At 70.7% G+C, this 23,963-nt stretch carries 21 protein-coding genes and 6 tRNA genes; 15 read left to right on the forward strand and 12 right to left on the reverse strand.

Annotated features, from left to right (window positions below):
- Window positions 1–63: 63 nt before the first annotated feature.
- The 7 genes from Psi01_RS21730 to Psi01_RS21760 all read right to left on the reverse strand — a co-directional run bounded on the left by Psi01_RS21730 (window position 64) and on the right by Psi01_RS21760 (window position 1,851).
- Window positions 64–137 (reverse strand) — tRNA-Leu (locus tag Psi01_RS21730).
- Window position 138: 1 nt separating this feature from the next.
- A tRNA-Gly gene (locus tag Psi01_RS21735) sits at window positions 139–210 on the reverse strand.
- A 7-nt stretch (window positions 211–217) separates the two neighbouring features.
- Window positions 218–292, reverse strand: a tRNA-Gln gene (locus Psi01_RS21740).
- A gap of 146 nt (window positions 293–438) precedes the next feature.
- A tRNA-Gly gene (locus Psi01_RS21745) sits at window positions 439–510 on the reverse strand.
- Between the two features lie 14 nt (window positions 511–524).
- Window positions 525–599 (reverse strand) — tRNA-Pro (locus tag Psi01_RS21750).
- Window positions 600–637: 38 nt separating this feature from the next.
- A tRNA-Ala gene (locus tag Psi01_RS21755) sits at window positions 638–708 on the reverse strand.
- Window positions 709–1,116: 408 nt separating this feature from the next.
- Complete coding sequence (locus Psi01_RS21760) at window positions 1,117–1,851, reverse strand: TetR/AcrR family transcriptional regulator (RefSeq protein WP_204065917.1); 735 nt, start codon at window positions 1,849–1,851, stop codon at window positions 1,117–1,119.
- A 160-nt stretch (window positions 1,852–2,011) separates the two neighbouring features.
- Between Psi01_RS21760 and Psi01_RS21765 the strand changes: the two genes are divergently transcribed.
- The 3 genes from Psi01_RS21765 to Psi01_RS21775 all read left to right on the forward strand — a co-directional run bounded on the left by Psi01_RS21765 (window position 2,012) and on the right by Psi01_RS21775 (window position 5,314).
- The gene (locus Psi01_RS21765) at window positions 2,012–3,499 is read left to right on the forward strand and encodes an MFS transporter (RefSeq protein WP_204065918.1); all 1,488 of its coding nucleotides are present in this window, start codon (window positions 2,012–2,014) and stop codon (window positions 3,497–3,499) included.
- Window positions 3,500–3,626: 127 nt separating this feature from the next.
- A complete protein-coding gene (locus tag Psi01_RS21770) occupies window positions 3,627–4,676 on the forward strand; it encodes an aldo/keto reductase (RefSeq protein ID WP_204065919.1) in 1,050 nt (349 codons plus the stop codon).
- An 83-nt stretch (window positions 4,677–4,759) separates the two neighbouring features.
- Window positions 4,760–5,314, forward strand: a complete 555-nt coding sequence (locus Psi01_RS21775; RefSeq protein WP_204065920.1) for a potassium channel family protein — start codon at window positions 4,760–4,762, stop codon at window positions 5,312–5,314.
- Between the two features lie 7 nt (window positions 5,315–5,321).
- Here Psi01_RS21775 and Psi01_RS21780 read toward each other — a convergent pair whose 3' ends face one another.
- From Psi01_RS21780 to Psi01_RS21790, 3 genes are all read right to left on the reverse strand, one after another.
- Complete coding sequence (locus tag Psi01_RS21780; protein WP_204065921.1) at window positions 5,322–6,419, reverse strand: LacI family DNA-binding transcriptional regulator; 1,098 nt, start codon at window positions 6,417–6,419, stop codon at window positions 5,322–5,324.
- An 11-nt stretch (window positions 6,420–6,430) separates the two neighbouring features.
- Window positions 6,431–7,342 (reverse strand): PfkB family carbohydrate kinase, encoded by a 912-nt coding sequence (locus tag Psi01_RS21785; RefSeq protein WP_204065922.1) that lies wholly within the window; start codon window positions 7,340–7,342, stop codon window positions 6,431–6,433.
- A gap of 109 nt (window positions 7,343–7,451) precedes the next feature.
- On the reverse strand, window positions 7,452–8,453 hold the full coding sequence (locus Psi01_RS21790; RefSeq protein ID WP_204065923.1) for an SIS domain-containing protein: 1,002 nt from the start codon (window positions 8,451–8,453) through the stop codon (window positions 7,452–7,454).
- Between the two features lie 331 nt (window positions 8,454–8,784).
- Here Psi01_RS21790 and Psi01_RS21795 point away from each other — a divergent pair, with 331 nt between their 5' ends.
- Genes Psi01_RS21795 through Psi01_RS21810 form a run of 4 tightly spaced genes read left to right on the forward strand, consistent with a single transcriptional unit; the run spans window position 8,785 to window position 12,726 of the window.
- The gene (locus tag Psi01_RS21795; protein ID WP_204065924.1) at window positions 8,785–10,101 is read left to right on the forward strand and encodes an ABC transporter substrate-binding protein; all 1,317 of its coding nucleotides are present in this window, start codon (window positions 8,785–8,787) and stop codon (window positions 10,099–10,101) included.
- 27 nt (window positions 10,102–10,128) lie between these two features.
- Window positions 10,129–11,016, forward strand: coding sequence for a carbohydrate ABC transporter permease (locus Psi01_RS21800; RefSeq protein ID WP_239127915.1), 888 nt, complete (start codon window positions 10,129–10,131; stop codon window positions 11,014–11,016).
- A complete protein-coding gene (locus Psi01_RS21805) occupies window positions 11,010–11,846 on the forward strand; it encodes a carbohydrate ABC transporter permease (RefSeq protein WP_204065926.1) in 837 nt (278 codons plus the stop codon). Before Psi01_RS21800 ends, Psi01_RS21805 begins: the two co-directional genes overlap by 7 nt.
- A gap of 40 nt (window positions 11,847–11,886) precedes the next feature.
- Window positions 11,887–12,726: a sugar phosphate isomerase/epimerase family protein gene (locus Psi01_RS21810; protein ID WP_204065927.1), complete on the forward strand. Its 840-nt coding sequence runs from the start codon at window positions 11,887–11,889 to the stop codon at window positions 12,724–12,726.
- An 87-nt stretch (window positions 12,727–12,813) separates the two neighbouring features.
- Here Psi01_RS21810 and Psi01_RS21815 read toward each other — a convergent pair whose 3' ends face one another.
- Window positions 12,814–13,629 (reverse strand): SDR family NAD(P)-dependent oxidoreductase, encoded by an 816-nt coding sequence (locus Psi01_RS21815; protein WP_204065928.1) that lies wholly within the window; start codon window positions 13,627–13,629, stop codon window positions 12,814–12,816.
- Window positions 13,630–13,703: 74 nt separating this feature from the next.
- Window positions 13,704–16,367, reverse strand: a complete 2,664-nt coding sequence (locus tag Psi01_RS21820; protein ID WP_204065929.1) for a putative bifunctional diguanylate cyclase/phosphodiesterase — start codon at window positions 16,365–16,367, stop codon at window positions 13,704–13,706.
- A gap of 502 nt (window positions 16,368–16,869) precedes the next feature.
- Here Psi01_RS21820 and Psi01_RS21825 point away from each other — a divergent pair.
- From Psi01_RS21825 to Psi01_RS21860, 8 genes are all read left to right on the forward strand, one after another.
- Window positions 16,870–18,123: an MFS transporter gene (locus Psi01_RS21825; RefSeq protein ID WP_204065930.1), complete on the forward strand. Its 1,254-nt coding sequence runs from the start codon at window positions 16,870–16,872 to the stop codon at window positions 18,121–18,123.
- Window positions 18,124–18,395: 272 nt separating this feature from the next.
- Complete coding sequence (locus Psi01_RS21830) at window positions 18,396–19,274, forward strand: sulfotransferase family protein (protein WP_204065931.1); 879 nt, start codon at window positions 18,396–18,398, stop codon at window positions 19,272–19,274.
- On the forward strand, window positions 19,271–20,428 hold the full coding sequence (locus tag Psi01_RS21835) for a glycosyltransferase family 4 protein (protein WP_204065932.1): 1,158 nt from the start codon (window positions 19,271–19,273) through the stop codon (window positions 20,426–20,428). The genes Psi01_RS21830 and Psi01_RS21835 overlap by 4 nt, the downstream gene beginning before the upstream one ends.
- Window positions 20,429–20,528: 100 nt before the next feature.
- A complete protein-coding gene (locus tag Psi01_RS21840) occupies window positions 20,529–20,723 on the forward strand; it encodes a CsbD family protein (RefSeq protein ID WP_204065933.1) in 195 nt (64 codons plus the stop codon).
- Window positions 20,724–20,804: 81 nt separating this feature from the next.
- Window positions 20,805–21,089, forward strand: a complete 285-nt coding sequence (locus Psi01_RS21845) for a GNAT family N-acetyltransferase (protein ID WP_204065934.1) — start codon at window positions 20,805–20,807, stop codon at window positions 21,087–21,089.
- A gap of 441 nt (window positions 21,090–21,530) precedes the next feature.
- A complete protein-coding gene (locus tag Psi01_RS21850; protein ID WP_204065935.1) occupies window positions 21,531–23,234 on the forward strand; it encodes a pentapeptide repeat-containing protein in 1,704 nt (567 codons plus the stop codon).
- A 32-nt stretch (window positions 23,235–23,266) separates the two neighbouring features.
- The gene (locus Psi01_RS21855; protein ID WP_204065936.1) at window positions 23,267–23,680 is read left to right on the forward strand and encodes a VOC family protein; all 414 of its coding nucleotides are present in this window, start codon (window positions 23,267–23,269) and stop codon (window positions 23,678–23,680) included.
- Window positions 23,681–23,801: 121 nt separating this feature from the next.
- Complete coding sequence (locus Psi01_RS21860) at window positions 23,802–23,951, forward strand: DLW-39 family protein (protein WP_204066164.1); 150 nt, start codon at window positions 23,802–23,804, stop codon at window positions 23,949–23,951.
- Window positions 23,952–23,963 lie beyond the last annotated feature (12 nt).

Below are 23,963 nucleotides of genomic sequence, written 5' to 3' on the forward strand. Positions count from 1 at the left end.
TTCACCGCTGATGACCCGGCCCGACGTCTCGTAGGCGACGTCGGGCGGGCCCGCGGACGGTCGTACCGCTCCCGGGATTCGAACCCGGAACCTCCGCGCTCTGAACGCGGCGTCTCTCCCAGTTGGACCAGAGCGGCGAGTGGGCGACGGGACTCGAACCCGTCCTTCGACCTCGGCACGGTCGCGTGCTTCCGCTGACACCTCACCCACGGGCGCGTGGCTGCCGGAGAAGGATTCGAACCTCCGTTCCCCGATCCAGAGTCGGGTGTCCTGCCTGTTGGACGATCCGGCATCACGCATGCTCGCGCCGGGCGCGAGAACTGCACGTCCGATCCGGCCGGCGTGAGCCGTACGGACGCGGGGTGGGCCGTGAACCCGGCGGGGGACGCCACTCCCGTCGCCGAGCACGCAGCCCGTTGCCCTCTTCTTTCAGGGCAGAGCCGCAGCGGGGACTCGAACCCCGTCCTGCTGGGTGGAAGCCAGCCGCCTTACCGGTTCGGCTTCTGCGGCGCGGGCACCCCGAGTCCGAGTGACAGGATTCGAACCTGCGATCTTCTGCTCCCAAAGCAGACGGGCCGACCAAGCTACCCCACACTCGGAAAGGTCGCGCGGCCCGACGGCCGCGCGGGGTGCCTCGTGGACAGACAGGGAATCGAACCCTGAACTCCTGCTTGCAAGGCAGGCGTGATCCCGTTTCACCATCAGCCCGAGGAAATTCTCTTTTCTTAATGCCGAGCACTATTGAATTGTCACGTCGGCTGCCCGGGAATTCCTTTTCCGGGCATGGGGGATTTTTCGTTCCCGGCGCCCCGTGGTCCGCGGGAACCGGGCCCCGGAACGACGAAGCCGCCCGTCGGGGGTGGTCTCCCGGGGCGGCTGCCGTGTGCGAAGCGGTTACACGGAAGCCTCCGGAGGGGCGAGACCGCCGGCCCCGGGGACCGGTCGCGCGAGCAGGCCGCGCTGCGTCGGCGCGGTGGCCTGGTATGCGCTCATGACGTGTCCTCCGGTTTTTCGGTCGTTCTCTGTGACGCTGTTCTCTGGAATTAAGAGTAGGCCGCCCCCGCGGAAAGGCCAAGTGGTTTTTTCCGATAAATGATCCGGCTTCCGCGGGACGGCTCAGCCGCTCGATTCGAGCCTGCTCCGCAGACCGTCCAGGACGCGTTCGAGGCCGTAGGCGAAGTTCTCCTCGCGGACGCGGCGCGGGTCGTCGTATCCCCGGGCGAGGTGCTCATCGCGCAGCCGAGGGTGGTCCTGCAGCACCTGCTCGGCGGCCGGCCGCAGGCTCTCGGCCCACTCCTGCTCGGTCTGGCCGCTGCGGGCGAGCAGCGACAGGTAGGCCGCCTCGCTGGTGCTCATGCCGATGACGTAGGCCATCACGGTGCTCATGGCCTGGTCGGCCTCGCCGGGGGCGAAGCCCGCCGTGTGGAACAGGGCCAGCAGGCGCTCGGACTGCCGCATGACGTTCGGCCCGAGCTCGACGAGGCCGACCTGGCCGAGGACGGAGGCGATCCAGGGGTGGCGCAGGATCGCGGCGCGCAGGCTGTGGGCGCTGCGGGTGACGGCGGCCGGCCAGTCCGCCGGGCGGTCGGCGGACGGGACGTCCAGCTCGCCGTAGACCTCGTCGACGACCAGCTCGATCAGCTCGTCCTTGTTGGCCACGTGCCGGTAGAGCGAAGTGGCCCCCACGCCCAGGCGGGTGCCGAGGCTGCGCATGCTCAGGGCCTCCAGGCCCTCCTCGTCGAGGAGCTTGACGGCCTCGGAGACGATGCGGTCCTGGGTGAGCGCCGGGCGCTCCTTCTGGCGGGGGCGGCGGGTCCAGACCGAGGGGATGGGCTGTTTGGCGGCTGACATGGCCTCAGCGTAGCGCACACCGTACGCAATGGCGTACATCATCCCACCGTGTGAGCGGCGGAGAAGACGGGCACATCGTTCGACCTTGCGAACATTGAACGCTATGCGTACAGTGTTCGCATCTAGAGTGCGGAGTACGCACCGAGTGAGGAGTGTTCCGATGCAGACCCGCGACCCACGCCGCTGGCTCATCCTGGTCGTGCTGTGCCTCAGCACGCTGGTGCTGGTGGTCGACAACATGGTGCTCACCGTGGCGGTCCCGCCGCTGGCGGCCGACCTCGGCGCCGACGCCCAGGACATCCAGTGGATCCTGGACTCCTACATCCTGGTCTTCGCCGGTCTGCTGCTGACGGCCGGCGGGCTGTCCGACCGGTACGGCAGGCGCCGCGTCATGATCATCGGATTGGCGCTCTTCGGGGTCTCCTCCCTGGCCGCCGCCTACGCCGCCGACCCGGCCCAGCTCGTGGTCGCCCGCGCCGTGATGGGCGTCGGCGGCGCCCTGATCATGCCGAGCACGCTGTCGATCCTGATCACCGTGTTCGACGACGAGGAGCGGCGCAAGGCCATGGCCGCCTGGAGCGCGGTCGCCACGCTCGGCCTGATCGGCGGCCCGGTCCTGGGCGGCGTGCTGATCGCCTGGTTCTGGTGGGGCGCGGTCTTCCTGATCAACGTCCCGGTCTCGGTGCTGGCGATCGTCGCCTCCCTGCTGCTCATGAAGGAGTCCAAGGGCCCCTGGACCAAGCCCGACCCGCTGGGCGCGATCCTGTCGGCGACCGGCATGTCGGCGCTGGTCTGGACGATCATCGAGCTGCCGCACGGCATCTCCTGGCCCGGCCTGGCCGTCACCGTCCTGGCGCTGACCGCCTTCGTGATCTGGGAGCTGCGCACGCCGCACCCGATGGTCCCGCTCAAGCTCTTCCGCGACCGCACCTTCAGCGGCGGCAGCCTCTCCCTCACGCTCGTCCAGATCGGCAACGGCGGCCTGCTGCTGGTGCTGACCCAGTACCTGCAGTTCGTGCTCGGCTACACGCCCACCGAGGCCGGGCTGGCCTTCATCCCGATGGCCCTCGCCTCGCTGCTGTGCAACGGCCTGGGCGCCGGGCTCGGGGCCAAGGTCGGCAACCGGGCGATGATCGTGACCGGGTTCGTCGTCAGCGCCTCGGGGTTCGCCCTGCTGTCCACGCTCTCGCCGGGCACCGGGTTCGCCTTCACGGCCGTGGCGCTGGCCCTGCTGGGGGCGGGCGGCGGCCTGGCGATGCCCGCGGCCATCGCGGCCCTGATGGGCACCATCCCGGCCGAGCACGCCGGCGTCGGCTCCGCGCTGAACGACACCATCCAGCAGGCGGGCGCCGCGCTCGGCATCGCCGTCCTGGGCAGCGTCCTGTCGGGCGCCTACACCGCGGCGATGCCCGCGACCGCGCCCGAGGCGGCCCGGCGCTCGATCGGCGACGCGCTCTCCCTCGGCGACGCCGGCCTCGCGCAGGCCGCCCGCGAGGCCTTCACCGGCGCCATGTCCTCCGCCTTCGTGATCAGCGCCGCGGGCGTCGTGGCCGCGGCCGTCCTGGCCCTGGTCGTCATGCGCAGTGACAGGTCCCGCGAGGCCGACCGGCCCGAGGTCCGGCGGGCGGACCTGACCCCGGTCGCGTAGCCCGGCAGACAGGTCAGGTGCCGCTCCCCCGGGGAGCGGCACTTGCGCTGGAGCCGACTCCAGCACCTAAGGTACGCCGCATGATCGTCCCTGTCCGCGACAGGCCGGCAGGCCAAGGAGCATGACCATGCGCTACCGCGTTCTCGGCGGCACCGGCATCGAGGTGAGCGTCCACTGCCTGGGCGCCATGATGTTCGGCGCCGTCGGCAATCCCGACCACGACGAGTGCGCCCGCATCATCCACGCCGCCCTCGACCGGGGGATCAACTTCGTCGACACCGCGGACATGTACTCGGCGGGCGAGTCGGAGGAGATCATCGGCAAGGCCCTGCGCGGACGCCGCGACGACGTCGTACTCGCCACCAAGGTGCACTTCCCGATGGGTGAGGGACCCAACCGGGGCGGCAACTCCCGCCGCTGGATCGTCAAGGAGGTCGAGGAGAGCCTCCGGCGGCTGCGGACCGACTGGATCGACCTCTACCAGATCCACCGCCCCGACCACACGACGGACATCGAGGAGACGCTCTCCGCGCTGAGCGATCTCGTACGGCAGGGCAAGATCCGCGCCTTCGGCTGCTCCACCTTCCCGGCCGAGGACATCGTGGAGGCGTACCACGTCGCCGAGCGCCGCGGCCTGATGCGCTTCAGGACCGAGCAGCCGCCGTACTCGCTGCTGGCCAGAGGGATCGAGACCTCCGTGCTGCCGGTCTGCCGGCGGCTGGGGATGGGCGTGCTGACCTGGAGCCCGCTGGCCTCGGGCTTCCTGACCGGACGTTACCGCAAGGGACGGCCGATCGACCTGACCACCGGCCGCGCGGCGCTGATGCCGGCGCGCTTCGACCCCGCCCTCCCGGTGAACGCCGCCAAGCTGGACATCGTCGAGCAGCTCGTCGAGGTCGCCGACGGCATCGGCTGCACGCTGCCCGAGCTGGCCGTCGCCTTCGCCGCGGCGCACCCGGCCGTCACCTCGGTGATCACGGGGCCGCGGACGACGGAGCAGCTGGAGTCGCTGCTGAAGGGCGCCGCGCTCACCCTCGACGACGCGACCCTCGACCGGATCGACGAGATCGTGCCGCCCGGGACGGACGTCTACCAGCCCGACGGCGCCTGGCGCCCGCCGGTGCTGACCGACGCCTCCCTGCGCCGCCGTCCCGTCGGGGAGCGCTCCGCCGCCTGACGTCTTTCGCCCGCCGCGGGGGACGCCCGTTCGCGGTGCGGCGGCGATCCTCCCACCAGGAGGTGCCATCAGGAGGTGGCGGTATGGACGGGCACGGGGACGGCGAGCTGCCGCGGCGGGTCCGGCGGCGGCTGCTCCTGCGCGCGGTGCTGCGGTCGGCGGGGGTCGCGGCCTGCCTCCTGACCGGCTACTTCACGCTGCCGATGGACGGGGACTTCACGACCGTCACGCTCCTCGCGCTGACAGTCGGCCTCCTGATGCTCTGCGTGATCGTCGCCTGGCAGGCGCGCGCCATCACGCGCGCGAACTATCCCCGGATGCGGGCGATCGAGGCGCTGGTGATGTCCGTCATGCTCTTCCTGCTGCTGTTCGCCACGGCCTACCACCTCATGGCGGCGGAGGACCCCGGCGCCTTCTCCGAACCGCTGACCCGGGCCGACGCGCTGTACTTCACCGTCACCGTGTTCGCGACGGTGGGCTTCGGGGACATCGTCCCGCGCACGCAGCTGTCCCGGATGGTGACGACGACGCAGATGATCGGCGGCCTGATCCTGGTCGGGCTGGTCGCCAAGGTGTTCCTGGAGGCCGTACAGCGGGGCCTGCGCCGGCGTGGTGACGACGCCGGCGGGGAGGGATGAGACCGCTTCAGAGGGCGGGCGGCGGGGCGACCGACGAGCGCACGATGAGGCGGGAGCGCAGGGTGTGCATCTCACGGCGGGGCTCGGCCCCGTCGATGGTGTCGAGGAGCACCTCCGCGGCCTTCGCGCCGAGCCCGTGCACCGGCTGCTCGATCATCGTCAGCGGCGGGTCCATGACCGCCGCCCACGCGCTGTCGTCGAAGCCGATCAGCGCGACGTCGCGCGGGTAGGACAGGCCCGCCGCGCGCAGGGCGCGCAGGGCTCCCGTCACCGCGTCGGTCTCGGTGCAGAACACCGCGGTGATGCGGTCGGGCAGCGAGAGCATGCGGGCGACCTCCTGGGTCGCCCGTTCCTCGGTCTTGCGCCCGACCATCACCAGCTCGGGGTCGAAGGGGATGCGGGCGTCGTCGAGCGCGTCGAGATAGCCGCGCAGACGCTCGCCATCGGTCCACAGGTTGCGGGAGGCCTCGGCCAGCAGGCCGCGCCGGGTCGCGGGAGCCTCCGCCGCGGGCGGTCCCCACACGAAGCCGATCCGGCGGTGCCCGGCCGCGATGAGCGTCTCGACCGCCTCCCGCGCCGCGTCGCGGTTGTCGATGACGACCGCGTCGAGGTCGAGCGAGGACACCGCGCGGTCGACGAGCACGACGGGGATGCCCCGGTCCATCGCCGCCCTGATGTGGGCGACCTCGCCGCGGTCGACGGCGGCCGAGGCGATGATGACGCCGTCGACGCGCTTGTCGATGAGCACGTTCGTCGCCGCGACCTCCTCGTCGAGGTTCTCGTAGGTGCTCAGCACGATCGTGTCGAAGCCCCGGGCCCGGGAGGTGTCGCAGATCCCGCGGACCACCCCGGCGAAGAAGGGGTTGCCGATGTCGGCGACGATCACCCCGAGGGTGTGGCTGACCCCCGTCGACATGCTCCGCGCGAGCGCGTTGGTGCGGTAGCCGAGCTTCTCGGCCGCGGCGAGCACCCGCTCCCGCGACTCCGGGCTGACGTATCCATACCCGCCGAGCGTCCGGGCCGCGGTCGCGCGGCCGACGCCGGCCTCGGCGGCCACCTCGGAGATCGTCGGCGGCCCCGGCGCCTGGTCCCGATCAGCTGGCATGGATCGCGTCCTCATTTCTCGCGTTCGGAGGCTCGCCACATGCTAGCCACGGGCGGCCGATCGGTGGATCGGCCGCAGCCGAACGCGCCCTCGACCAGGCACTGCCCGTACGCCGTCTCCGCGCCCTCGCGCAGGGCGTTCTCGATCATGCCGGGCCGCGGCGGGGACCCCGCGGACCAGCCCTCGCGCAGCAGCGACACGGCGAACCCGGTCAGGAAGGCGTCGCCGCAGCCCATCGTGTCGACGATCCGGCTCGGGTCCTCCACCCGGCGGGCCTCGGTGGCGAGGGTGACGCGGCCGTCGTGGGCGATCGCCCCCGCCACGCCGCGGGTGGCCAGCGCGAGCCCCGCGCCTCGCCGTACGGCCTCCGCCAGGAGAGCGTGCGTGGCCGCCTCGTCGAGGTGGGAGCACGACAGCAGCACCAGGTCGGCGTGCGGGCAGACGCGGTCGAGGTAGTCGGGGGTGCGGTACTCCTCCTCGCTGGACAGGTCGAAGCTCACCAGCGTGCCGAGCCCGGCCAGCTTCGGCAGCTCGGTCTCGCTGCGGGAGTACACGCTGGAGTGCACGAGATCGAAGGACGCGACGTAGCCGAGCAGCTCCTCGTCGAGGACGAGCGGCTCGCGCACGGTGACGCCGCCGCCGTTCCAGCCGAGGAAGACGCGGTCGCCGTCGTCGACGCGCAGGGTGGAGACGCCGGTCTCACCGGCCCGCACGACGCAGCGGTCGACGGCCACCCCCCGGGCCGCGATCGACTCGGCCAGGAAGCGGCCGAGGTCGTCGTCGCCGAAGACCCCCAGATAGCCGGCCTCGACACCGAGGCGGCGGGCGAAGACGGCGACGTTCACGCTGTTGCCGCCCGGATAGTCGACGCCGCGGTCGACGAACCGGTCGACGATGTTGTCGCCGAAGCCGAGGACTCTCATGGATTCTCCTGAGCGCGGGCCCCGCGCGGCACGGCGCGGGGCCCGGGAAGGGGGTGGGGAGACAGGCGGTCAGGCGGACGGGCCCGGTGCACGGCCCGGGGCCGACGGCTCAGTAGTCCATGACGCGGTAGTAACGGCGCAGGTCGAGCGAGTGGTCGCGGACCCTCTCCAGGTGCTTGCTGACGCGGCCCATCACGGTGTCGAGCACGATCGGCGCGACCAGGCCGCGGAAGCGCGGGCTGATCCCGTCGAGCGCGTAGTCGCGGGTGTCGAAGACGGTGACGTCCTTGGAGACGCGCCTGGCGAAGGCCTCGGCGCGGTCGGTGAGGGAGCGGGCCTCGTCCTCGCCCTGGAAGACGATCACGCTCGTGTCCTCCTCCAGCAGTTCGAGGGAGCCGTGGAAGAACTCCGCGCTGTGCACCCGCGTGGTGCGCAGCCACTGCATCTCCTCGAGGATGCACATGGAGTACAGGTAGGTGAACCCCCACAGGTTCCCGCCGCCGATGAGGAAGTGGTAGTCGGTGTCCTTGTGGGCCTCGGCGAAGGCGGCGGCCCCGGACTCGGCCTGCCTGGCCACCTCCAGCATGATCTGGGGGAGGTTCGCAAGCTCGTCGGCGAACGCCCCGTAGTCGTCGAACTCGCCCCTGCGCGAGAGCAGCCGGCCCATGAACAGCAGCATCTGCATGTCGAAGGGCCAGGTCTTGGGCTCGGAGATGAGGGCGGCGTCGACCTTCTGGGCGATGGGCGAGTCGGCGTAGCCGGTGAAGCCGATCGTGTAGGCGCCCTTCGAGCGGCAGTACTCGATGGCCCGGATGCTGTCGTCGGTCGTGCCGGAGACCGAGGTGAAGATCACCACTGAGCGTTCGCCGAGGGACGCGTCACCGGAGGCGACCAGCTCCGCGGCGATCGCGGCGCGCACGTCGAGCGAGGAACGGCGCCGGGCCAGGAGCTCGTACGGCCACATCTGGGCGTAGGTGCCTCCGGCGCCGACGAGGAAGAGATTGCCGAACCCCTCCTCCACGAGTCGATCGACGAGTTCCTCGATCTGAGGGCGCAGCGCCACCGCGCTCTCCATCTGCTTGAGGAATTCCGGCTCGTTGAATCGGAGCATCTTGCGTCCTTTCGGGAATGCTTGCGGCCGGTGCCGCCCTGCGGCCTGATACCGGTATCACGCGGAGGTCACGCTGGCACAGGAGTCGCCGCGCGTCAACACCGGAACCGTTATCTGTGCTGCTTTATCCCACTTGAGCTGGGATTATGTGAGCGATAAGCCGTTGCGGCCGTACCCGCAGAAGAAGATCTTGAATTTAGCTCTGGTACCGGTATCAGAAGCTCTGTACAGTCAGCCGACACCAGCGGTTCGTGTCACGGACACCCCCACGGCGGATCTGAGGTGCCACAGCACCGGCGGTCCCCTCTCCCCCAGAGAGAAAGGAGAGCCCATGCGCTCTCGCGCGCTGACGACGTTCGCGGCCCTGGCCGGGACGCTCGTTCTCGCCGGCTGCGGCGGCGGCGAGCCGGCCAAGGCCCCCGCGGCCGACATCGCCGCCGCCCCGGAGTTCTCCGGCACCCTGAGCATCCTCACCAAGTTCGCCGGAGAGCCCCTCAGCTCCTACTTCGAGGACGTCGCCGCCGAGTACCAGCGGATGCACCCCGGGGTGAAGGTCGAGCTCATCCAGGAGACCGACCAGAGCATCAAGGACAAGACCAAGACCCTGACCGCCTCCGACGCGCTGCCCGACATCTACTTCACCTGGACCGGCAACTGGGCGGAGAACTTCGTGCGCGGCGGGCGCGCCGCCGACCTCACCAAGGTGATCGGGCCCGACACGCCGTGGGGCAAGACCTTCGGCAAGGCGGCGCTGTCGGCCTTCGCCTACGACGGCAAGTACTACGGCATCCCGCTGTACAACAACGGCAAGTTCATGGGCTACAACAAGGCCGCCTTCGAGGCGGCCGGCCTGAAGGTGCCCACCTCCTTCGAGGAGCTGCTGGCCAGCTGCGCGCCGCTGCGCGAGGCCGGGTACGAGCCGATCACCTTCGGCAACAAGGACGGCTGGCCCGCCCTGCACTATCTGCAGCAGCTGTTCGCCTACACCGTGCCGAGCGCCACCCTCCAGGCCGACTTCAGCCCCAAGACGGCCACGCTCGACCACCCCGGCTACGTCACCGCGCTCAAGCAGTTCAAGACCCTCGTCGACCAGTGCACCGACACCCGCGAGGGCACCAACGGCGTGCTGTACAGCTCCGCGCAGGAGAAGTTCCTCAACGGCAAGGCCGCGATGTACTACCAGGAGATCCTGGAGTTCGCGAACGTCACCGACGAGCGGGAGCTCAAGCCGGAGAACTTCGGCATCTTCCCGCTGCCGGTCCCCCAGGGCGCCGCGGGCGACCCCAAGGCGATCGAGGGCGCGCCCGAGGGCTACCTCATCAACGCCAGGTCACCGCGCGTCGCGCTCGCCGTCGACTTCATGAAGTTCGCCACCGGCGCGGAGAACGCCAAGACCCTCTCGGCGGCCCCGTACGGCCAGCCCAGCACGGTCATCGGCGCCGTCACGGCCGAGACCTCCGGCAAGGCCGTGTTCGAGGGCATCGAGATGGTCAACCAGGCCTCGCAGCTGGCGATCTGGCTCGACACGGTGACGGTGCCCGAGGTCGCCGACGCGTGGCTGGCCGGCGGTGAGGCGCTCGTCAGCGGCGGCTCGACCCCCGAGAAGGTGCTCGAGAGCGTGCGCCAGGCCTCGGCCTCGGCCAAGTAGCCGCACGGCCGAAGGGAGAGCATGCCGGTGCGCGCCATCGTGCGAAGGACGCTCGGGCTCGCGTGGGTCGTCCCGGCCCTCGTGCTGGTCGGAGTGTTCGTCTACCTGCCGCTCGCGCAGAACCTCGGGTTCAGCACGCTCGAGTGGGACATCTACAGCGGAAGCCAGGAGTTCGTCGGGCTCGACAACTACCGCAGGCTCCTCGACGACCCGGTCTTCTGGTCGTCGTTCGGCGACAACCTGCTGTACGCGGTGATCTCGATCGTGTTCCAGGTGTTCGGCGCCCTCGTGCTGGCCGCGCTGGTCGAGAGCGTCCGCAGCGAACGGTGGCGGCGCAGCCTGCGGGCGATCTACTTCCTTCCGTCGGCCATCTCCCTGACCGTCGCGGGACTGCTCTTCTACTTCATCTACGAACCGAACCTGGGCCCGCTCAACCACCTGCTCCGGGCGGTGGGGCTGGAGCAGTTCACCCAGGCGTGGCTGGGGCAGGAGAGCACCGCGATGTACGCGATCATCGCGATGAGCCAGTGGCAGGGCTTCGGCTACTCCGTCCTGCTGTTCGCCGTCGCGATCCAGCGCATCCCCTCGGAGATCTACGGAGCGGCGGCCATCGACGGCGTCGGCCCGATCCGCCGCTTCGTGCACGTGACGCTCCCCCTGGTCCGCGAGATGACCGGGCTCATGGCGATCGTCACCATCTCCGGCGCCTTCCAGGTGTTCAACGAGGTCATGGTGATGACCGGGGGCGGGCCCAACAACTCGACCCAGGTGCTGGGGACCTGGCTTTACCGCAGCGGCTTCGTCCGCAACAACTTCGGCTACGCCGCCGCGATCGCGACGGTGCTCTTCGTGATCACGCTCGGCGTCGCCATGGCGCAGCTGTGGGTCACCCGCAGGAGAAGGGTGGAGTGGTGAGTCGCCTGGGCTTCCTCGGTGTGATCGCCCGCGTGTTCGTGTGGGCCTTCCTCCTCGGCCTCGCGGTCGTGGTGCTCTATCCCCTGCTGTGGATGGTGCTCAACGGGTTCAAGACCAACGCCGAGCTCTTCGGCGACCCGTTCGCCCTGCCGGTCGACTGGAGCTTCGACAACTACCGCAAGGCGTGGAACCGGGGGGTCAGCGGCTATCTCACCACCAGCGTGCTGGTCACCGTGACCTCGACGGTGGCCACCGTGTTCGTCAGCGCCTGGGCCGCCTACGGCCTGACCCGCGTGGACATCCCGTTCAACAAGACGGTCACCGCGGTCATCCTCGGCGGCCTCATGCTCGCCCCCACCGTGGCGCTGGTCCCCCTGGTGAAGATGTTCCAGGCGATGGGCCTGTACAACAGCTTCTGGGCGCTGCTCATCCTGTACACCGCCTTCCGCATCCCCTTCACCACCTTCCTCATCCGCGCCTACATGATCGACCTGCCCCGCGAGGTCGACGAGGCCGCCGAGATGGACGGCGCCGGCCGCTGGACCGCCTTCTGGCGGATCACCCTGCCGATGTGCAAGCCGATCATCACCTCGACCGTGCTGCTGCACATCCTGTTCACCTGGAACGAGTACCTGTTCGCGATGGTCTTCACCAGCGGCAGCGGCGTGCAGACCCTCCCGGTCGGCCTGACGAGCCTGATGAGCAAGCACGGCACCGAGTTCCCCGTCGTCTTCGCCGGCATGGTGATCGCGGCGGTCCCGGTGGTGCTGCTGTTCTTCTTCGGCCAGCGCTATATCGTCAGGGGCCTGGCCGACGGAATCGGAAAGTGACCCTCTCGACTGCAGCGCGCCACGTACGGCAGGAGCCCCGATGACCCTCTCCACCCGGCAGATCACGGCCTCGAACTTCGCCTACCAGCACCAGCCCTTCGAGCGCTTCCTCGACGACGCCGCCGACCTCGGCCGTGAGCGGCTGGAGCTGTGGGGCATCGCGCCGCAGCTGCACATCCCCCGGCTGAGCGACGCCGAGGCGCGGGCCATCCGCCGCGGCGCCGAGGCGCGCGGGCTCGCGGTGCACTGCCTGACCCCCGAGCAGGTGATGTACCCGGTCAACGTGGCCTCCCCCGTCACCTGGCTGCGCGCCGAGAGCATCGCCGTGTTCCGCCGGGCGGCCGAGCTGTGCGCGGAGCTCGGGGCGGAGCTGCTCCTGCTCACCCCGGGCCGCGGCTTCGAGAACGAGCCGGTGGAGGCCGCCTGGCGCCGCTCCGTCGACGCGATCGGGGAGATCGCCGCCTACGCGGGGACGCTCGGGGTGACGTGCGTGCTGGAGCCCCTGCAGCGGGTGGAGTCGAACCTCGTCAACGACTGCCGCACGCTCGCGACGATGATCGACGAGGTGGGCGCCGCCAACCTCGGCGCCGTGCTCGACACCGTGGGCATGGCCGTCGCGGGCGAGAGCGTCGACGACTACTTCGACGCTCTCGGCGACCGCGTCCGCCACGTGCACCTCATCGACGGCCGTCCCGCCGGGCACCTGGCGTGGGGCGACGGCGAGCTCCCGCTGGCCGGCTATCTGGCCGACCTGGACCGCCGGGGGTACCGGGGGCACATGACCTTCGAGCTGTTCGGCGACGGCGCCTACGCCTTCGACCCGCGGCCGGTGGTGGAGCGGTGCCTGGCGGCGGTGCGCGCCGTACTCGAAACGCCCTGACGGCCGTACCCGGACCCCGGACAGCCGTGCGCGCCGTACCCGGAACGCCCTGACATCCGTACCCCGGAACGCCCTGACGGGGAGCGCCTACGCCTCGTCCGGATCCCCGCTCCCGGGCTCGGTCATCTTCCGGGTCATCTTCGCCTGGGCGGGCTCGGGCATGACCTTGCCCGCCACGGCCTGCACCACGTTCTTCTTCGACCCGGCCACCACGTGGTCGTCGCCGGACATCAGCGCCTTGAAGCCCTGGCGCGCCACCTCGGCGGGGTCGTCCTTCTGCCCGGAGCCCACCTTGGTGTCCTCCATGTCGGCGCGGCGGAAGAAGTCGGTGTCGGTCGGGCCGGGCAGCAGGGCGGTGACGGTGACGCCGGTGTCCTTGAGCTCCTCGCGGATCCCCTCGGAGAAGGAGTACAGGAACGCCTTGGAGGCCGCGTACACCGAGTGGAACGGCCCGGGCATCGTGCCCGCGATGGAGGAGGTGAACAGGACCCGCCCCTGACCCCGCTCGACCATGCCGGGCAGGACGAGCTTGGCCAGGTGCACCGAGGAGACCACGTTGAGCTTGATCAGCTTCAGCTCGGCGTTCAGATCGGTCTCCCGGGCGAAATCACCGCTGACGCCGATGCCGGCGTTGATGGCGATCGCGTCCACAGGGCGGCCCGAGGCGGTGATCCGGGTGTGGAGCTCCTCGACGCCGTCGTAGTGGGCGAGGTCCACCTGCACGCTGGAGACCGCCGCGCCGAGGTCCTCCAGCGACCGGGCGGCGGGGAAGAGGCGTTCGTCCTCGGCGGCGATGACGAGATCGAACCCGTTCTCGGCGAACTGCCGGGCGAGTTCGTAACCGATGCCGCTGGACGCGCCGGTCACGACGGCCAGGGGTTTCGTCTCATTGGTGTTGTCCATACGGGTCCCGTTCCCCTGACCGGCCGGATGACGCACCCGGCCGGTTCAAAAGCGGGCCCCGCCTTGCACGCCGGTCAGCTGGCCAGGGCCGGAGGCTCCATCGCGTCGGGACCGCGGCGCGGCAGGCGGGCCTCCAGCAGGACGGCGAGGTCGCCGGGCGACAGCGGCCGGGCGAAGTGGAAGCCCTGCGCCAGGCGGTAGCCCATCTGGTACAGCTTCGCCGCCTGCGCCGTGGTCTCCACGCCCTCGGCCACCGCGCCCAGCCCCAGGGCGTGGGCTATCTGCGCGATCGAGGTGGCGATCGCCGCCTCCTCGGCCGTGCCGGCCACCCCGTCGACGAACAGCTTGTCCACCTTCAGGATGTCGACCGGGCAGGTGCGCAGCAGGCCGAGCGAGGAGTGCCCGGTGCCGAAGTCGTCCAGGGCGATGGCGACCCCCAGGGACTGGATGGCCTGGACCGTCTCCACCGCGGGACCGCCGTCGAACACGGCCGTCTCGGTGATCTCCACCAGCAGGTCGCTCGGGCGCAGCCCGGTCTCGGCCAGCACGTCGGCCACGGTCTGGGCGAACGCCGGCTCGCGCAGCTGCCGGGCCGAGACGTTCACCGCCACCCGGGAGGGGGCCGCGACACCGTAGTCCCGCTGCCACTCGACCATCTGGCGGCACGCCTCACGCAGCACCCAGTCGCCGATCTGGACGATCATCCCGTTGCGCTCGGCGACGGGGATGAACTCCGCGGGCGAGACCAGTCCGCGCTCGGGGTGCCGCCAGCGCACCAGCGTCTCGACGCCGTAGACGTCGCCGTGGGGCAGCGTGACCACCGGCTGGTACAGCAGGAACAGCTCGCCTCTGGCCAGGGCCCGCTGCAGGTCGGCGCCCATCCGGGCGTGCTCGACGGCCCGGGCGTCCATGCTCTCGCTGTACCAGCGGTAACCGCTCTTGCCCTGCTCCTTGGCGGCGTACATGGCCACGTCGGCGCGGCGCAGCAGCTCGCTGGCGTCCATGCCCGCGCCGCCGTCGACCAGCCCGATGCTGGCCTGGGCGAGCAGCTCGTGGTCCGCGGCGTGCACGGCGGTGCCGAGGGCGAGCATGACGTCCTCGACGACCTGCTCGATCTCCGGCCCGCGGACGCCGCGCAGCAGGATGGCGAACTCGTCGCCGCCGAGCCGGGACACCATGTCGCCGGGCCGTACGCATCCCCTGAGGCGGTCGGCGAGGGCGACCAGGAGGGCGTCGCCGACCGCGTGCCCGAGCCGGTCGTTGATCGCCTTGAAGTCGTCGATGTCGATCAGCGCCAGCACGACGTCGTGCCCGGCGGCCAGCTCCTCCGCCGTCCGCTCGGCGAACAGGGTCCGGTTGGCGAGCTGGGTCAGCGTGTCGTGGGTGACCTGGTGGGCCAGCTGGTCCTGGAAGCGGCGGGTCTCGGTGATGTCGCGGGCGTTGCTGACGACACCGCCCACACTGGGCTCGTCGAACCGGTTGGTGGCGAAGACGTCGAGCCAGCGCCAGGACCCGTCGGCGTGGCGCATGCGGGCCTGGCACGAGGCGGTGGCGCCGACGTGCTCCATCAGCTTCTCGCGGAACTCCTGCATCACCGGCAGGTCGTCCGGGTGGACGCACTGGGTCACCGGCCGGCCGAGCCAGTGGTCGGCCGGCACGCCGAGGATCCGCTCGACGCTCGGGCTGATGTAGGTCACCCGGCTCTCGAAGTCGGTGATCAGGGTGATGTCGGAGGAGTTCTGCACCAGCGAGCGGAAGCGCCGCTCGTGCCGGCCCAGCTCGGAGATGCTGGAGTCCAGGCGGTCCAGCAGGCGGGCGTTGTCGTACAGGGCGGTCAGCTGCCGGACCACCACCAGCGCGGTCAGGGCGATGACGCCGACCACGACCAGCCGGACCGTCGTGTCCGCCTCGCGCGTGGACAGCAGCAGCAGGACGTAGGTGGCCGCGACCGCGACGTACGGCAGCGAGCTGAACGGGCGCCGCGCGGACCGCCTGACCTCCGAGGCGACGGCCCGGCGCTGCCGCTCGGCGGCCAGCGTCATGATCAGGCAGCCGATCGGGAGGGCGATCTGGGAGGCGGACACGTTCGAGTCGTCACCCAGGATCGGGGTGAGCACGCTGCTGACCGCGGCCGAGACCAGGATCGACAGCGCCAGCAGCCCCAGGGCGCCCCGGTCCAGGGGACCCACGCCGGTCAGCGCCAGCTTGGCGGCGGCCAGCATCACGAAGCAGGACAGCGCGATGATGCTCACCAGCGACCACCACGAGCCGGTGACGGCCACCAGCTCCGCGCCGCCCAGCAGCGCGTAGTGGCCGATGAACAGGCTGCCGGCCAGCATGAAGACGGCGGTGTCGAGCCCCAGCCGCAGCCACTGGCCGGGGGAGCGGCTCCCGACGGGCGTGCGCAGCAGCGCCCACAGGACCACCGCGATGCAGGCGAGGTAGAGGCCCAGGGACAGCGGGCGGGCGTACGGCCACGCCTCGCCGAACCCGGCGGTGTCGATCGCGTCGCCGATCACGCCGAAGGCGACCAACACCAGCGCTACGGCCAGACGCCCCCACAGCAGGCGCGCGGGCTCGGGAAGAGTGGAGAGCCGGGAGACGCTCCAGGCGGCGTAGGCGGTGACCGCGGCGCACACCGGCAGCGGCACCCAGGCCAGCGCCGGCGCCACGGTGCCCCTGAGGTTGACGGCGCACCACGCGATATTGAATACGGCCAGTACGGTGATAACGACCACCGGCCATACCGGGCCCCGGTTCGAAGCGGAACCGGACGGTACGGCGAGCGTTGCCTGACCTTCCGACATTCTCCGCTCCTTCATCTCCAACAACGTCATCGCATGTCCATCGGTCGGCGGGACACGTTTATGAGGGTTTCCCCTTGCAACCCGCTGGCACCTGTTTTCTTCCCCTTCGTGCTGGTCACGCCCATGACGTTGCGAGCGGTATGTCCGTAATTCGTGTTGTCTCAGCAGTACCCCGCCGCAGCGCAATGGTGCCGATCCCCCGATCAGCAACCCGTAGGACCGGGGAAAGCTCCGGTCAACGGAACGGCCTTTTCCGCAAGCGCCGGTAAAGAGGGGCCAGACTTTTCCCGTCCGTTCGGGGCGGGGTGATCGGCGCAGCGCCGGGCGGGGCCCTCGACCGGCGCGGGCCCGGACGCTCCAGTTTATTGATGCGACATCAAGGGCGAAAAACGGCAGGATGGACCTCTTCGCGACTTCCTGAAGGAGCCACCCGGTGAACAGCTATCGCCGCGATCTCGCCATGCTCGCCGATCGCCGCTTCTCCCTGCTGCTCGCCGCCCGGACCATCTCGGTGCTGGGCACGGCCTTCGCCCCGGTGGCCCTGGCCTTCGGAGTCCTGGGGCTGCCCGGCGCGACGGCCACGACGCTGTCGGTGGTGCTCACCGCCGAGGCGCTGCCGACGGTGCTGTTCATGCTCGTCGGCGGGGTCGTCGCCGACCGCTTCCCGCGCCAGCGGGTGATGATGGCCGGCGAGATCCTCAACGCCGTGGCGTTCTTCGCCCTGTCCGCGATGCTGCTCACCGGTTGGACCCCGCTTCCCGCCATGGCGTCGGCGGCCGCGCTCAGCGGCGTCGCGATGGCGGCCATGTATCCCGCGCTGACCGGCATCATCCCCGACGTCGTGTCCGCCGACCGGCTGCAGACCGGCAACGCCCTGCTGGGGCTGGGCGCCAACATCTCGCGTGTGGCGGGACTCGTGCTGAGCGGGGCCACGGTGGTCCTGGTCGGCGGGGGGTGGGCGCTGGCCATCAGCGGCGCCATGTTCACGGTGGCGGCCCTGCTCCTGGCGGCGCTGCGCCTGACCCCGTCGGAGGAGCGCTCCGTGCAGGCGAGCCCCTCGGTGCTGGCCGAGCTGCGGGAGGGCTGGCGCGAGTTCGCCTCCCGGCAGTGGCTGTGGGTGGTCGTCGCCCAGTTCTCGGTGCTGGTGATGGCCGTGCAGGCCGCGCACGGCGTGCTCGGCCCGCTGGTGGCCAAGGAGAGCCTGGGCGGGGCCGCCGCCTGGTCGGCGATCCTGGCGGGCGAGGCGGTGGGCATGCTCGGCGGGGTCGTCGTCGCCCTGCGCTTCAAGCCCCGCCGCCCCATCCTGGTGGGCACGATCCTCACCATGTTCGCCGCCCTGCCGTACCTGCTGCTCGGCCTGGGCGCGCCCCTGTGGGCGGTCGTGCTGGGGGCCGTCACGATGGGCGTCAGCTTCGACGTCTTCGGAGTGCTGTGGAGCACCACCATGCAGCGTGAGGTCCCCTCCGAGGCGCTGTCCCGGGTGAGTTCCTACGACGCGCTGGGGTCGCTGATGCTCGGCCCGATCGGATTGCTGGTGGCCGGACCGGTCGCCATCCTGATCGGGCCCAGGCCGGCGCTGCTGGGGTGCGCCGCGCTGGTCGTCCTGGTCGCCCTCGCCGCGTTGCTGGCCCCCGGGGTGCGGCAGATGCAGGCTCCCGAGGTCGCCGTGGAGGCGCCGGTCCACTGACGTCCCGTCCATGGAGGCGCCGGTCCGCTGACGTCCCGGCCGTCCGTCCGCGGGCGGCTCGGGAGTGCGCCGGGTGCGCCGGGTGCGTCGGGTGCGTTTTTCCGGGTGCGTTTCGGGCGTGTTCCGGGGTGCGTTTCGCGGTGCATTCACCTCATTCAGGGTTCTTCACCCCCATACCTTCTGGGGCCGGGGCGGAAGATGGACGTTTCCTGTGAGTCCACAGGTGCGAACACTCAGTGAACTGCCAGGAAAGGGGGGTAGCCTGCCTCGGCATGAACTGGCAGCGCACAGTCAATGACGCTCTGATCAGATTCACCGGATTCCGGCTCACCCGCGCGGACAGGACCCTGACGGCGGTCACCACCTCCGCTCCGGTCTCGGCTGCCGCGGAGGAACTCGTCCGGCCGCCCGCGGACCCGCAGACGGATCGGTTGCTGACCGCGCCGATCTTCATCCTGTCGCCCGTCAGGTCGGGCTCCACGCTGCTGAGGGCGGTGCTGGGCGCCCACTCCATGCTGCACGCCCCGCACGAGTTGCACGTGCGCCGCCTGACCGTGGGCTTCGGCACCTCGCTGTCGCGTAAGGCGATGGAGGCGCTCGGGCACAACCAGGCCGACCTGGAGCACCTGCTCTGGGACCGGGTGCTCCACCGGGAACTGGTGCGCAGCGGCAAGTCCTTCATCGTGGACAAGACGCCCGCCAACGCCTTCGCCTTCCAGCGCATCGCCACCTGCTGGCCCGACGCCCGCTTCATCTTCCTGCTGCGCCACCCGGCCTCCATCGCCTCCTCCTGGCACGAGGCCAGCCCGGACAGGCGCACGCCGCACGAGGCCACCCTGGATGCGCTGCGCTACATGCGGGCGGTCCAGCGGGCGCGCAAGGCGCTGCCCGGCCTGACGGTGCGCTACGAGGACCTGACCGGCGACCCGCAGGAGCAGACCCGCCGCATCTGCGAGTTCCTGGCCATCCCGTGGGAGGAGGGGATGCTCTCGTACGGCGAGCAGAAGGTGATCGCCAAGGGCCTGGGGGACTGGAAGGACAAGATCCAGTCGGGCACCGTACAGCAGGGCCGCGACCTGCCCGGCGAGGACGAGATCCCCGAGGAACTGAAACCCATCTGCCGTAGCTGGGGCTACCTGGCGAAGCCATGAAGATCCGCTACATGCTCCTGCACGCCTACGGCATGGGCGGCACGATCAGGACCGTGATGAACCAGGCCGGGGCGATGGCCGCCGCCGGGCACGACGTCGAGCTCGTCAGCGTGGTCCGGCGCCGCGACCAGCCGCGGTTCCCGCTGGATCCGCGCGTCGCGCTCACCGCCCTGGTGGACCAGCGGGGCGGGACCAGGCCCGACTCCTTCGGCCGGCGGCTCTGGCGGGTGATGCGCGGCCGCATGGTCCCGCGCGGGGAGTTCGCCGCGAGTTACTTCACCGAGCGCGTGGAGAGGGCCGTCATCGATTACGTCGCCTCGCTGGAGGACGGCGTCCTGGTGACCACCCGCCCCGCCCTGAACCTCATCGCGGCCCGCTGCGCCCCCCAGAGCGTGGTGCGGATCGCCCAGGAGCACATGAACCTGGCGACGCACCGCGAGGCCGTCCGCCGGCAGATCATCCGCCACTACCGCAAGCTGGACGCGGTCGTCGTCCTGACCGGCACCGACCGCCAGGACTATCAGCGGGTGCTGCCGGGAACCCCGGTCCTGCGGATCCCCAATGCGATCAACACCCTCGACCAGCGCCTGTCCACCCACGAGAACCGGGTGGCGGTGGCCGCGGGGCGTCTGGTGACGCAGAAGGGCTTCGACATGCTCATCCCGGCCTTCGCGCAGGTCGTGCGCCACCATCCGGACTGGCGGCTGCGCATCTTCGGCACCGGGCAGAAGAAGGCCGAGCTGCGGGCGCTGATCGAGAAGTGCGAGATGGACGGCGTCATCACCCTGATGGGCCAGAGCGACCGGCTGGCCGACGAGCTGGCGGACGCCTCGCTCTACGTGCTCAGCTCCCGATTCGAGGGGCTGCCCATGGTGATGATCGAGGCCATGTCGCACGCGCTGCCGGTGGTGGCCTTCGACTGCCCCACCGGCCCGGCCGACGTCCTGATCGACGGGGTCGACGGGCTGCTCGTCGCTCCGGAGGACGTGGACGCCCTGGCCGCGGCGATCCGCCGCCTCGTCGCCGACCGGGAGTTGCGCCGCAGGATGGGCGCCGCGGCTCTGGTGACCGTGCGCGACTACGCCCCGGACCGGGTGATGCCGCAGTGGGAGAACCTGTTCGCCGAGCTGCTCGGGGAGAGGTGCGAGGCCTGATCGGGCGGGCGGGGTGAGGGGGCCGGAGTTTGCCTTCGTCGTGTGGGGATAGGGAATCTCACCGTTCCAATGAACGCCTCGCATGACGAAGGAGATCATCATGGGAACCGATGACAAGATCGCCAATAAGGCTCAGGAGCTCAAGGGCCGCGTCAAGGAGAACGTCGGCGACGCCACCGCCGACCGGGACCTGCAGGCCGAGGGCCGTGCCGACCAGACCGAGGGCAACCTCCGGCAGGCGGGCGAGAAGGTCAAGGACGCCGGCAAGAAGATCAAGGACGCCTTCACGAACTGACGGCCGGCCATGGCCTCCGGGAATGAACGCCCCGGAGGATCGGCTGGTCGATCTGTGAGGAGAAGACGGAAGGAGGCCACGATGACCGTCAGGGTCACGGCCGTACCGGAGATGAACCTCTTCGAAGCCGAGATCGACGGCAGTCACGTAGGCCAGATCGAGTACGTTCGCAAGGACGACGTGATCGTCTACACCCATACCGAGGTGGACAAGGCGTTCGAGGGCAGGGGGATAGGCGGCACGCTCGTCCGGACGGCCCTGGACGCGGCGCGGGACGAAGGATCGAAGGTGATCCCCCGCTGCTCGTTCGTGAGGTCCTGGATCCACCTCCACCCCGAGTACAGCGATCTCCTGGAGGAGGGGTGACCCCCTCCGGCGGGTGATCTCCCTGGGGGAGGAGCGACCACGGCGGGCTCCCGGCTCCGGCTGGGAGCCCGCGGATCGGGCGAATCATCTCACCACATCACATACCGATAAGATCCTGAGGGTCTCGGGGGAGATGGTGAGTGAAAGATGTCCGGTTTATCCTGCCCGCTCCCCGGTACGCCCCACGCCCGGCTTCCCCGCCGCCCCGCCGTACTCCCCCAGGCTCATGCCGTACCGCCCTGTGCGTGTGACCTGCCCCGTGCGTGTGACCTGCCCCGTGCGTGTGACCTGCCCTGTGCGCGTGACGAGCTGCCCCGCGCCTATGCCCGTGCCGTAGCCGTCCGCTCTCACGCCGGACTCCCCCGCCCGCCCGCCGTACCGGCCCGTCCGCGGATTCCCGCGCTCTCCCGGGGCCGGACCCGGGCCTGGGTCCGGGTCGCGGTGGCGATCCTGGCGGCCCCGCTGGCGGCAACCCTGATGACGTCCTCCCCGGCCGCGGCCTTCCCGGTGACCGCCTCCGGGACGGCCGTCTCCCCGGCGGTCTCGGCACCGTGTAAGCCCGGCAGCGGCCCCAAGCTGCGGGGCAGGGACCTGACCGAGGCGTCGCTTCCCGCCGACCTCGCCTGCGCGGACCTGCGCGGGGTCACCCTCGACAGGGTGCAGGTGCGCAGCGACCTCACCGGGGCCGACCTGAGCGGCGCCTCTCTCAAGGGCGCCGACCTCGCCGGCGCCGAGATGGCCGGTGCGAACCTGCGCGGCGCGGACCTGTCGGAGGCGTCGCTCGAACGGGCGGATCTGCGCGGCGCCGACCTCCGCGAGGCGGTCCTCGACGACGCCTCCGCGTACGCCATCTCCTTCGACAAAGCCGACCTCCGCGGAGCCTCCCTGGCGCGGGTCGCCGCCCACCACGCCCAGTTCGACGACGCCGGGCTCGCCGGGGCCGATCTGAACGGCGCCGACGTCTACATGGCCGACCTGCGACGCGCCGATCTCACCGGGGCGACGATGGTCAAGACCAAGCTCTACGAGTCCGTCATGGCCGGGACCGTGTTCCGGGAGGCCGACCTGAGCACGGCCGACCTGCGGGGCGCCGAGCTGGAGGGGGCGGTCTTCCAGGGCGCCGTCCTGACCGGGGCCGACCTGAGCGACGTGACCGGCGCCGAGCTCGACGGCAGCACAGGTGTGCCCGCCCGGCTGCCCTCCGCCGGTGAGCTGTGCGAGCCGGGCAGCGGGCAGCGCTACGCGGGCTGGGATCTGACCACGGTGGAGGACTTCCCCGACGATCTCAGCTGCGCCGACCTCACCGGCGTGAAGGCGGACGGGGTCGACCTGAGCTCCGTACGGCTCGACCGCGCGATCCTGCGTGACGCCTCCCTGACCGGGGCGCGCCTCCGCGAGCTCAAGGGGGCCGACCTCCGGGGCGCCCGCCTCTCCCGGGCCCGGCTCGGCAGTGCGAACCTCGGGGGAGCCGACCTCCGCGGGGCGGACCTGTCACGGGCGTCGCTCGGCAGCGCGAACCTCCTCGGCGCCAAGCTGGCCGGCGCCGACCTGCGCGACGCCGACCTGGTCAGCGCCACGGCGGACAAGGCCGACTTCACCGGGGCCAGGATGGACCGGGCCCGGCTGTCCCACGGGAAGTTCTACGACGCGGTCTTCCGCCGGGCGCAGCTGACCGGTGCCGATTTCGGCTTCGCCGAGCTGCGCGGCGCCACCTTCGTGGACGCCGAGATGACCGGCACCACGACCGAGCACGCCAAGGGTGCGGACCTGTCGGGCTCGTCGAGCAGGATGCCCCTCGGATGGAAGATCTTCCTCGGCCTGCTCGGGCTCGTCGCGGCGTGGGTGCTCAAGAAAGTCGTCTCGCGGAGGCTGCGGCGCAGGCGCGAGGCCGCCAAGGAGGCGGCGGAGACGGCGGCGCGGTTCGAGGAGCTCAGGAGGGAACTGGAGGAGGACGTGACCCGCTTCGGCGAGGAGATCGACCGCCTCGACGAGAAGGGGGAGGGCGACGCCGACTGGGCCAGGGCCCTCGACTGCTACGACGCGGCGAAGGAGGGGCTGGCCGCGGCGCAGAATCCGGCCGACCTGAAAAGGGTGCGGACCACCCTGGAACGGGGGAGGAACGCCCTGGCCCGGCCCGCCCGCTAGCCGGTCCGGACCCGGTCCGGCAGGGTGGGATCATGCTGCATCACGTCGAACTGTGGGTCCCCGATCTCGGCCGTGCCGTCAGGTCGTGGGGATGGCTGCTCGGGGAGCTGGGATACCTGCCGTTCCAGGAGTGGGAGGCCGGCCGGAGCTGGGCGATGGACGGGACGTACATCGTCGTGGAGCAGTCGCCCGCCCTGAGTGCCCCCGTCCACGATCGCTGCCGGCCGGGGCTGAACCATCTGGCCTTCCGGGTGGCCGGGACGCGGCGGGTGGACGACCTCGTCGCGGCGGCCCCGCGGTACGGCTGGAGCCTGATGTTCGCCGACCGCCATCCCCACGCCGGTGGAGCCGATCACTACGCCGCCTATCTGGAGGACGAGGACGGGTTCGAGGCCGAGCTCGTGGCGGATCGTGATCATGTGGGCGCGAGCCGTACCGAAGAGTGATGGAAATCACGGTGTGAGCGGAGATTCACCGCTCCCGTATTGTGCGCATACCGGGTCATCGGCCGATCCCTTGCTAGGCTGCAAGGAACCGTTGGAACCGGGCGTTGTCTCACCCCGGCAGGTGAGACCGTCGAAGAAGTGGGGTCACACCGTGAAGAAGCTGCTCGTTCTGGCGCTTGTCGCTCTCGGGGGACTGCTGGTCTGGCGCAAGGTCCAGGCCGACCGCGCCGAGCTCGATCTCTGGACCGAGGCGACCGGCAGCGAGAACTGATCGAAGCGGCGA

Source organism: Paraplanobispora siamensis (genome assembly GCF_016863175.1).
Taxonomy (GTDB): Bacteria; Actinomycetota; Actinomycetes; order Streptosporangiales; family Streptosporangiaceae; genus Planobispora; species Planobispora siamensis.

Coding starts and splice junctions, on each gene's coding strand:
- Psi01_RS21760 (WP_204065917.1), bottom strand. CDS start 1,851: ATGTCAGCCGCCAAACAGCCCATCCCCTCGGTCTGGACCCGCCGCCCC.
- Psi01_RS21765 (WP_204065918.1), top strand. CDS start 2,012: ATGCAGACCCGCGACCCACGCCGCTGGCTCATCCTGGTCGTGCTGTGC.
- Psi01_RS21770 (WP_204065919.1), top strand. CDS start 3,627: ATGCGCTACCGCGTTCTCGGCGGCACCGGCATCGAGGTGAGCGTCCAC.
- Psi01_RS21775 (WP_204065920.1), top strand. CDS start 4,760: ATGGACGGGCACGGGGACGGCGAGCTGCCGCGGCGGGTCCGGCGGCGG.
- Psi01_RS21780 (WP_204065921.1), bottom strand. CDS start 6,419: ATGCCAGCTGATCGGGACCAGGCGCCGGGGCCGCCGACGATCTCCGAG.
- Psi01_RS21785 (WP_204065922.1), bottom strand. CDS start 7,342: ATGAGAGTCCTCGGCTTCGGCGACAACATCGTCGACCGGTTCGTCGAC.
- Psi01_RS21790 (WP_204065923.1), bottom strand. CDS start 8,453: ATGCTCCGATTCAACGAGCCGGAATTCCTCAAGCAGATGGAGAGCGCG.
- Psi01_RS21795 (WP_204065924.1), top strand. CDS start 8,785: ATGCGCTCTCGCGCGCTGACGACGTTCGCGGCCCTGGCCGGGACGCTC.
- Psi01_RS21810 (WP_204065927.1), top strand. CDS start 11,887: ATGACCCTCTCCACCCGGCAGATCACGGCCTCGAACTTCGCCTACCAG.
- Psi01_RS21815 (WP_204065928.1), bottom strand. CDS start 13,629: ATGGACAACACCAATGAGACGAAACCCCTGGCCGTCGTGACCGGCGCG.
- Psi01_RS21830 (WP_204065931.1), top strand. CDS start 18,396: ATGAACTGGCAGCGCACAGTCAATGACGCTCTGATCAGATTCACCGGA.
- Psi01_RS21835 (WP_204065932.1), top strand. CDS start 19,271: ATGAAGATCCGCTACATGCTCCTGCACGCCTACGGCATGGGCGGCACG.
- Psi01_RS21840 (WP_204065933.1), top strand. CDS start 20,529: ATGGGAACCGATGACAAGATCGCCAATAAGGCTCAGGAGCTCAAGGGC.
- Psi01_RS21845 (WP_204065934.1), top strand. CDS start 20,805: ATGACCGTCAGGGTCACGGCCGTACCGGAGATGAACCTCTTCGAAGCC.
- Psi01_RS21855 (WP_204065936.1), top strand. CDS start 23,267: ATGCTGCATCACGTCGAACTGTGGGTCCCCGATCTCGGCCGTGCCGTC.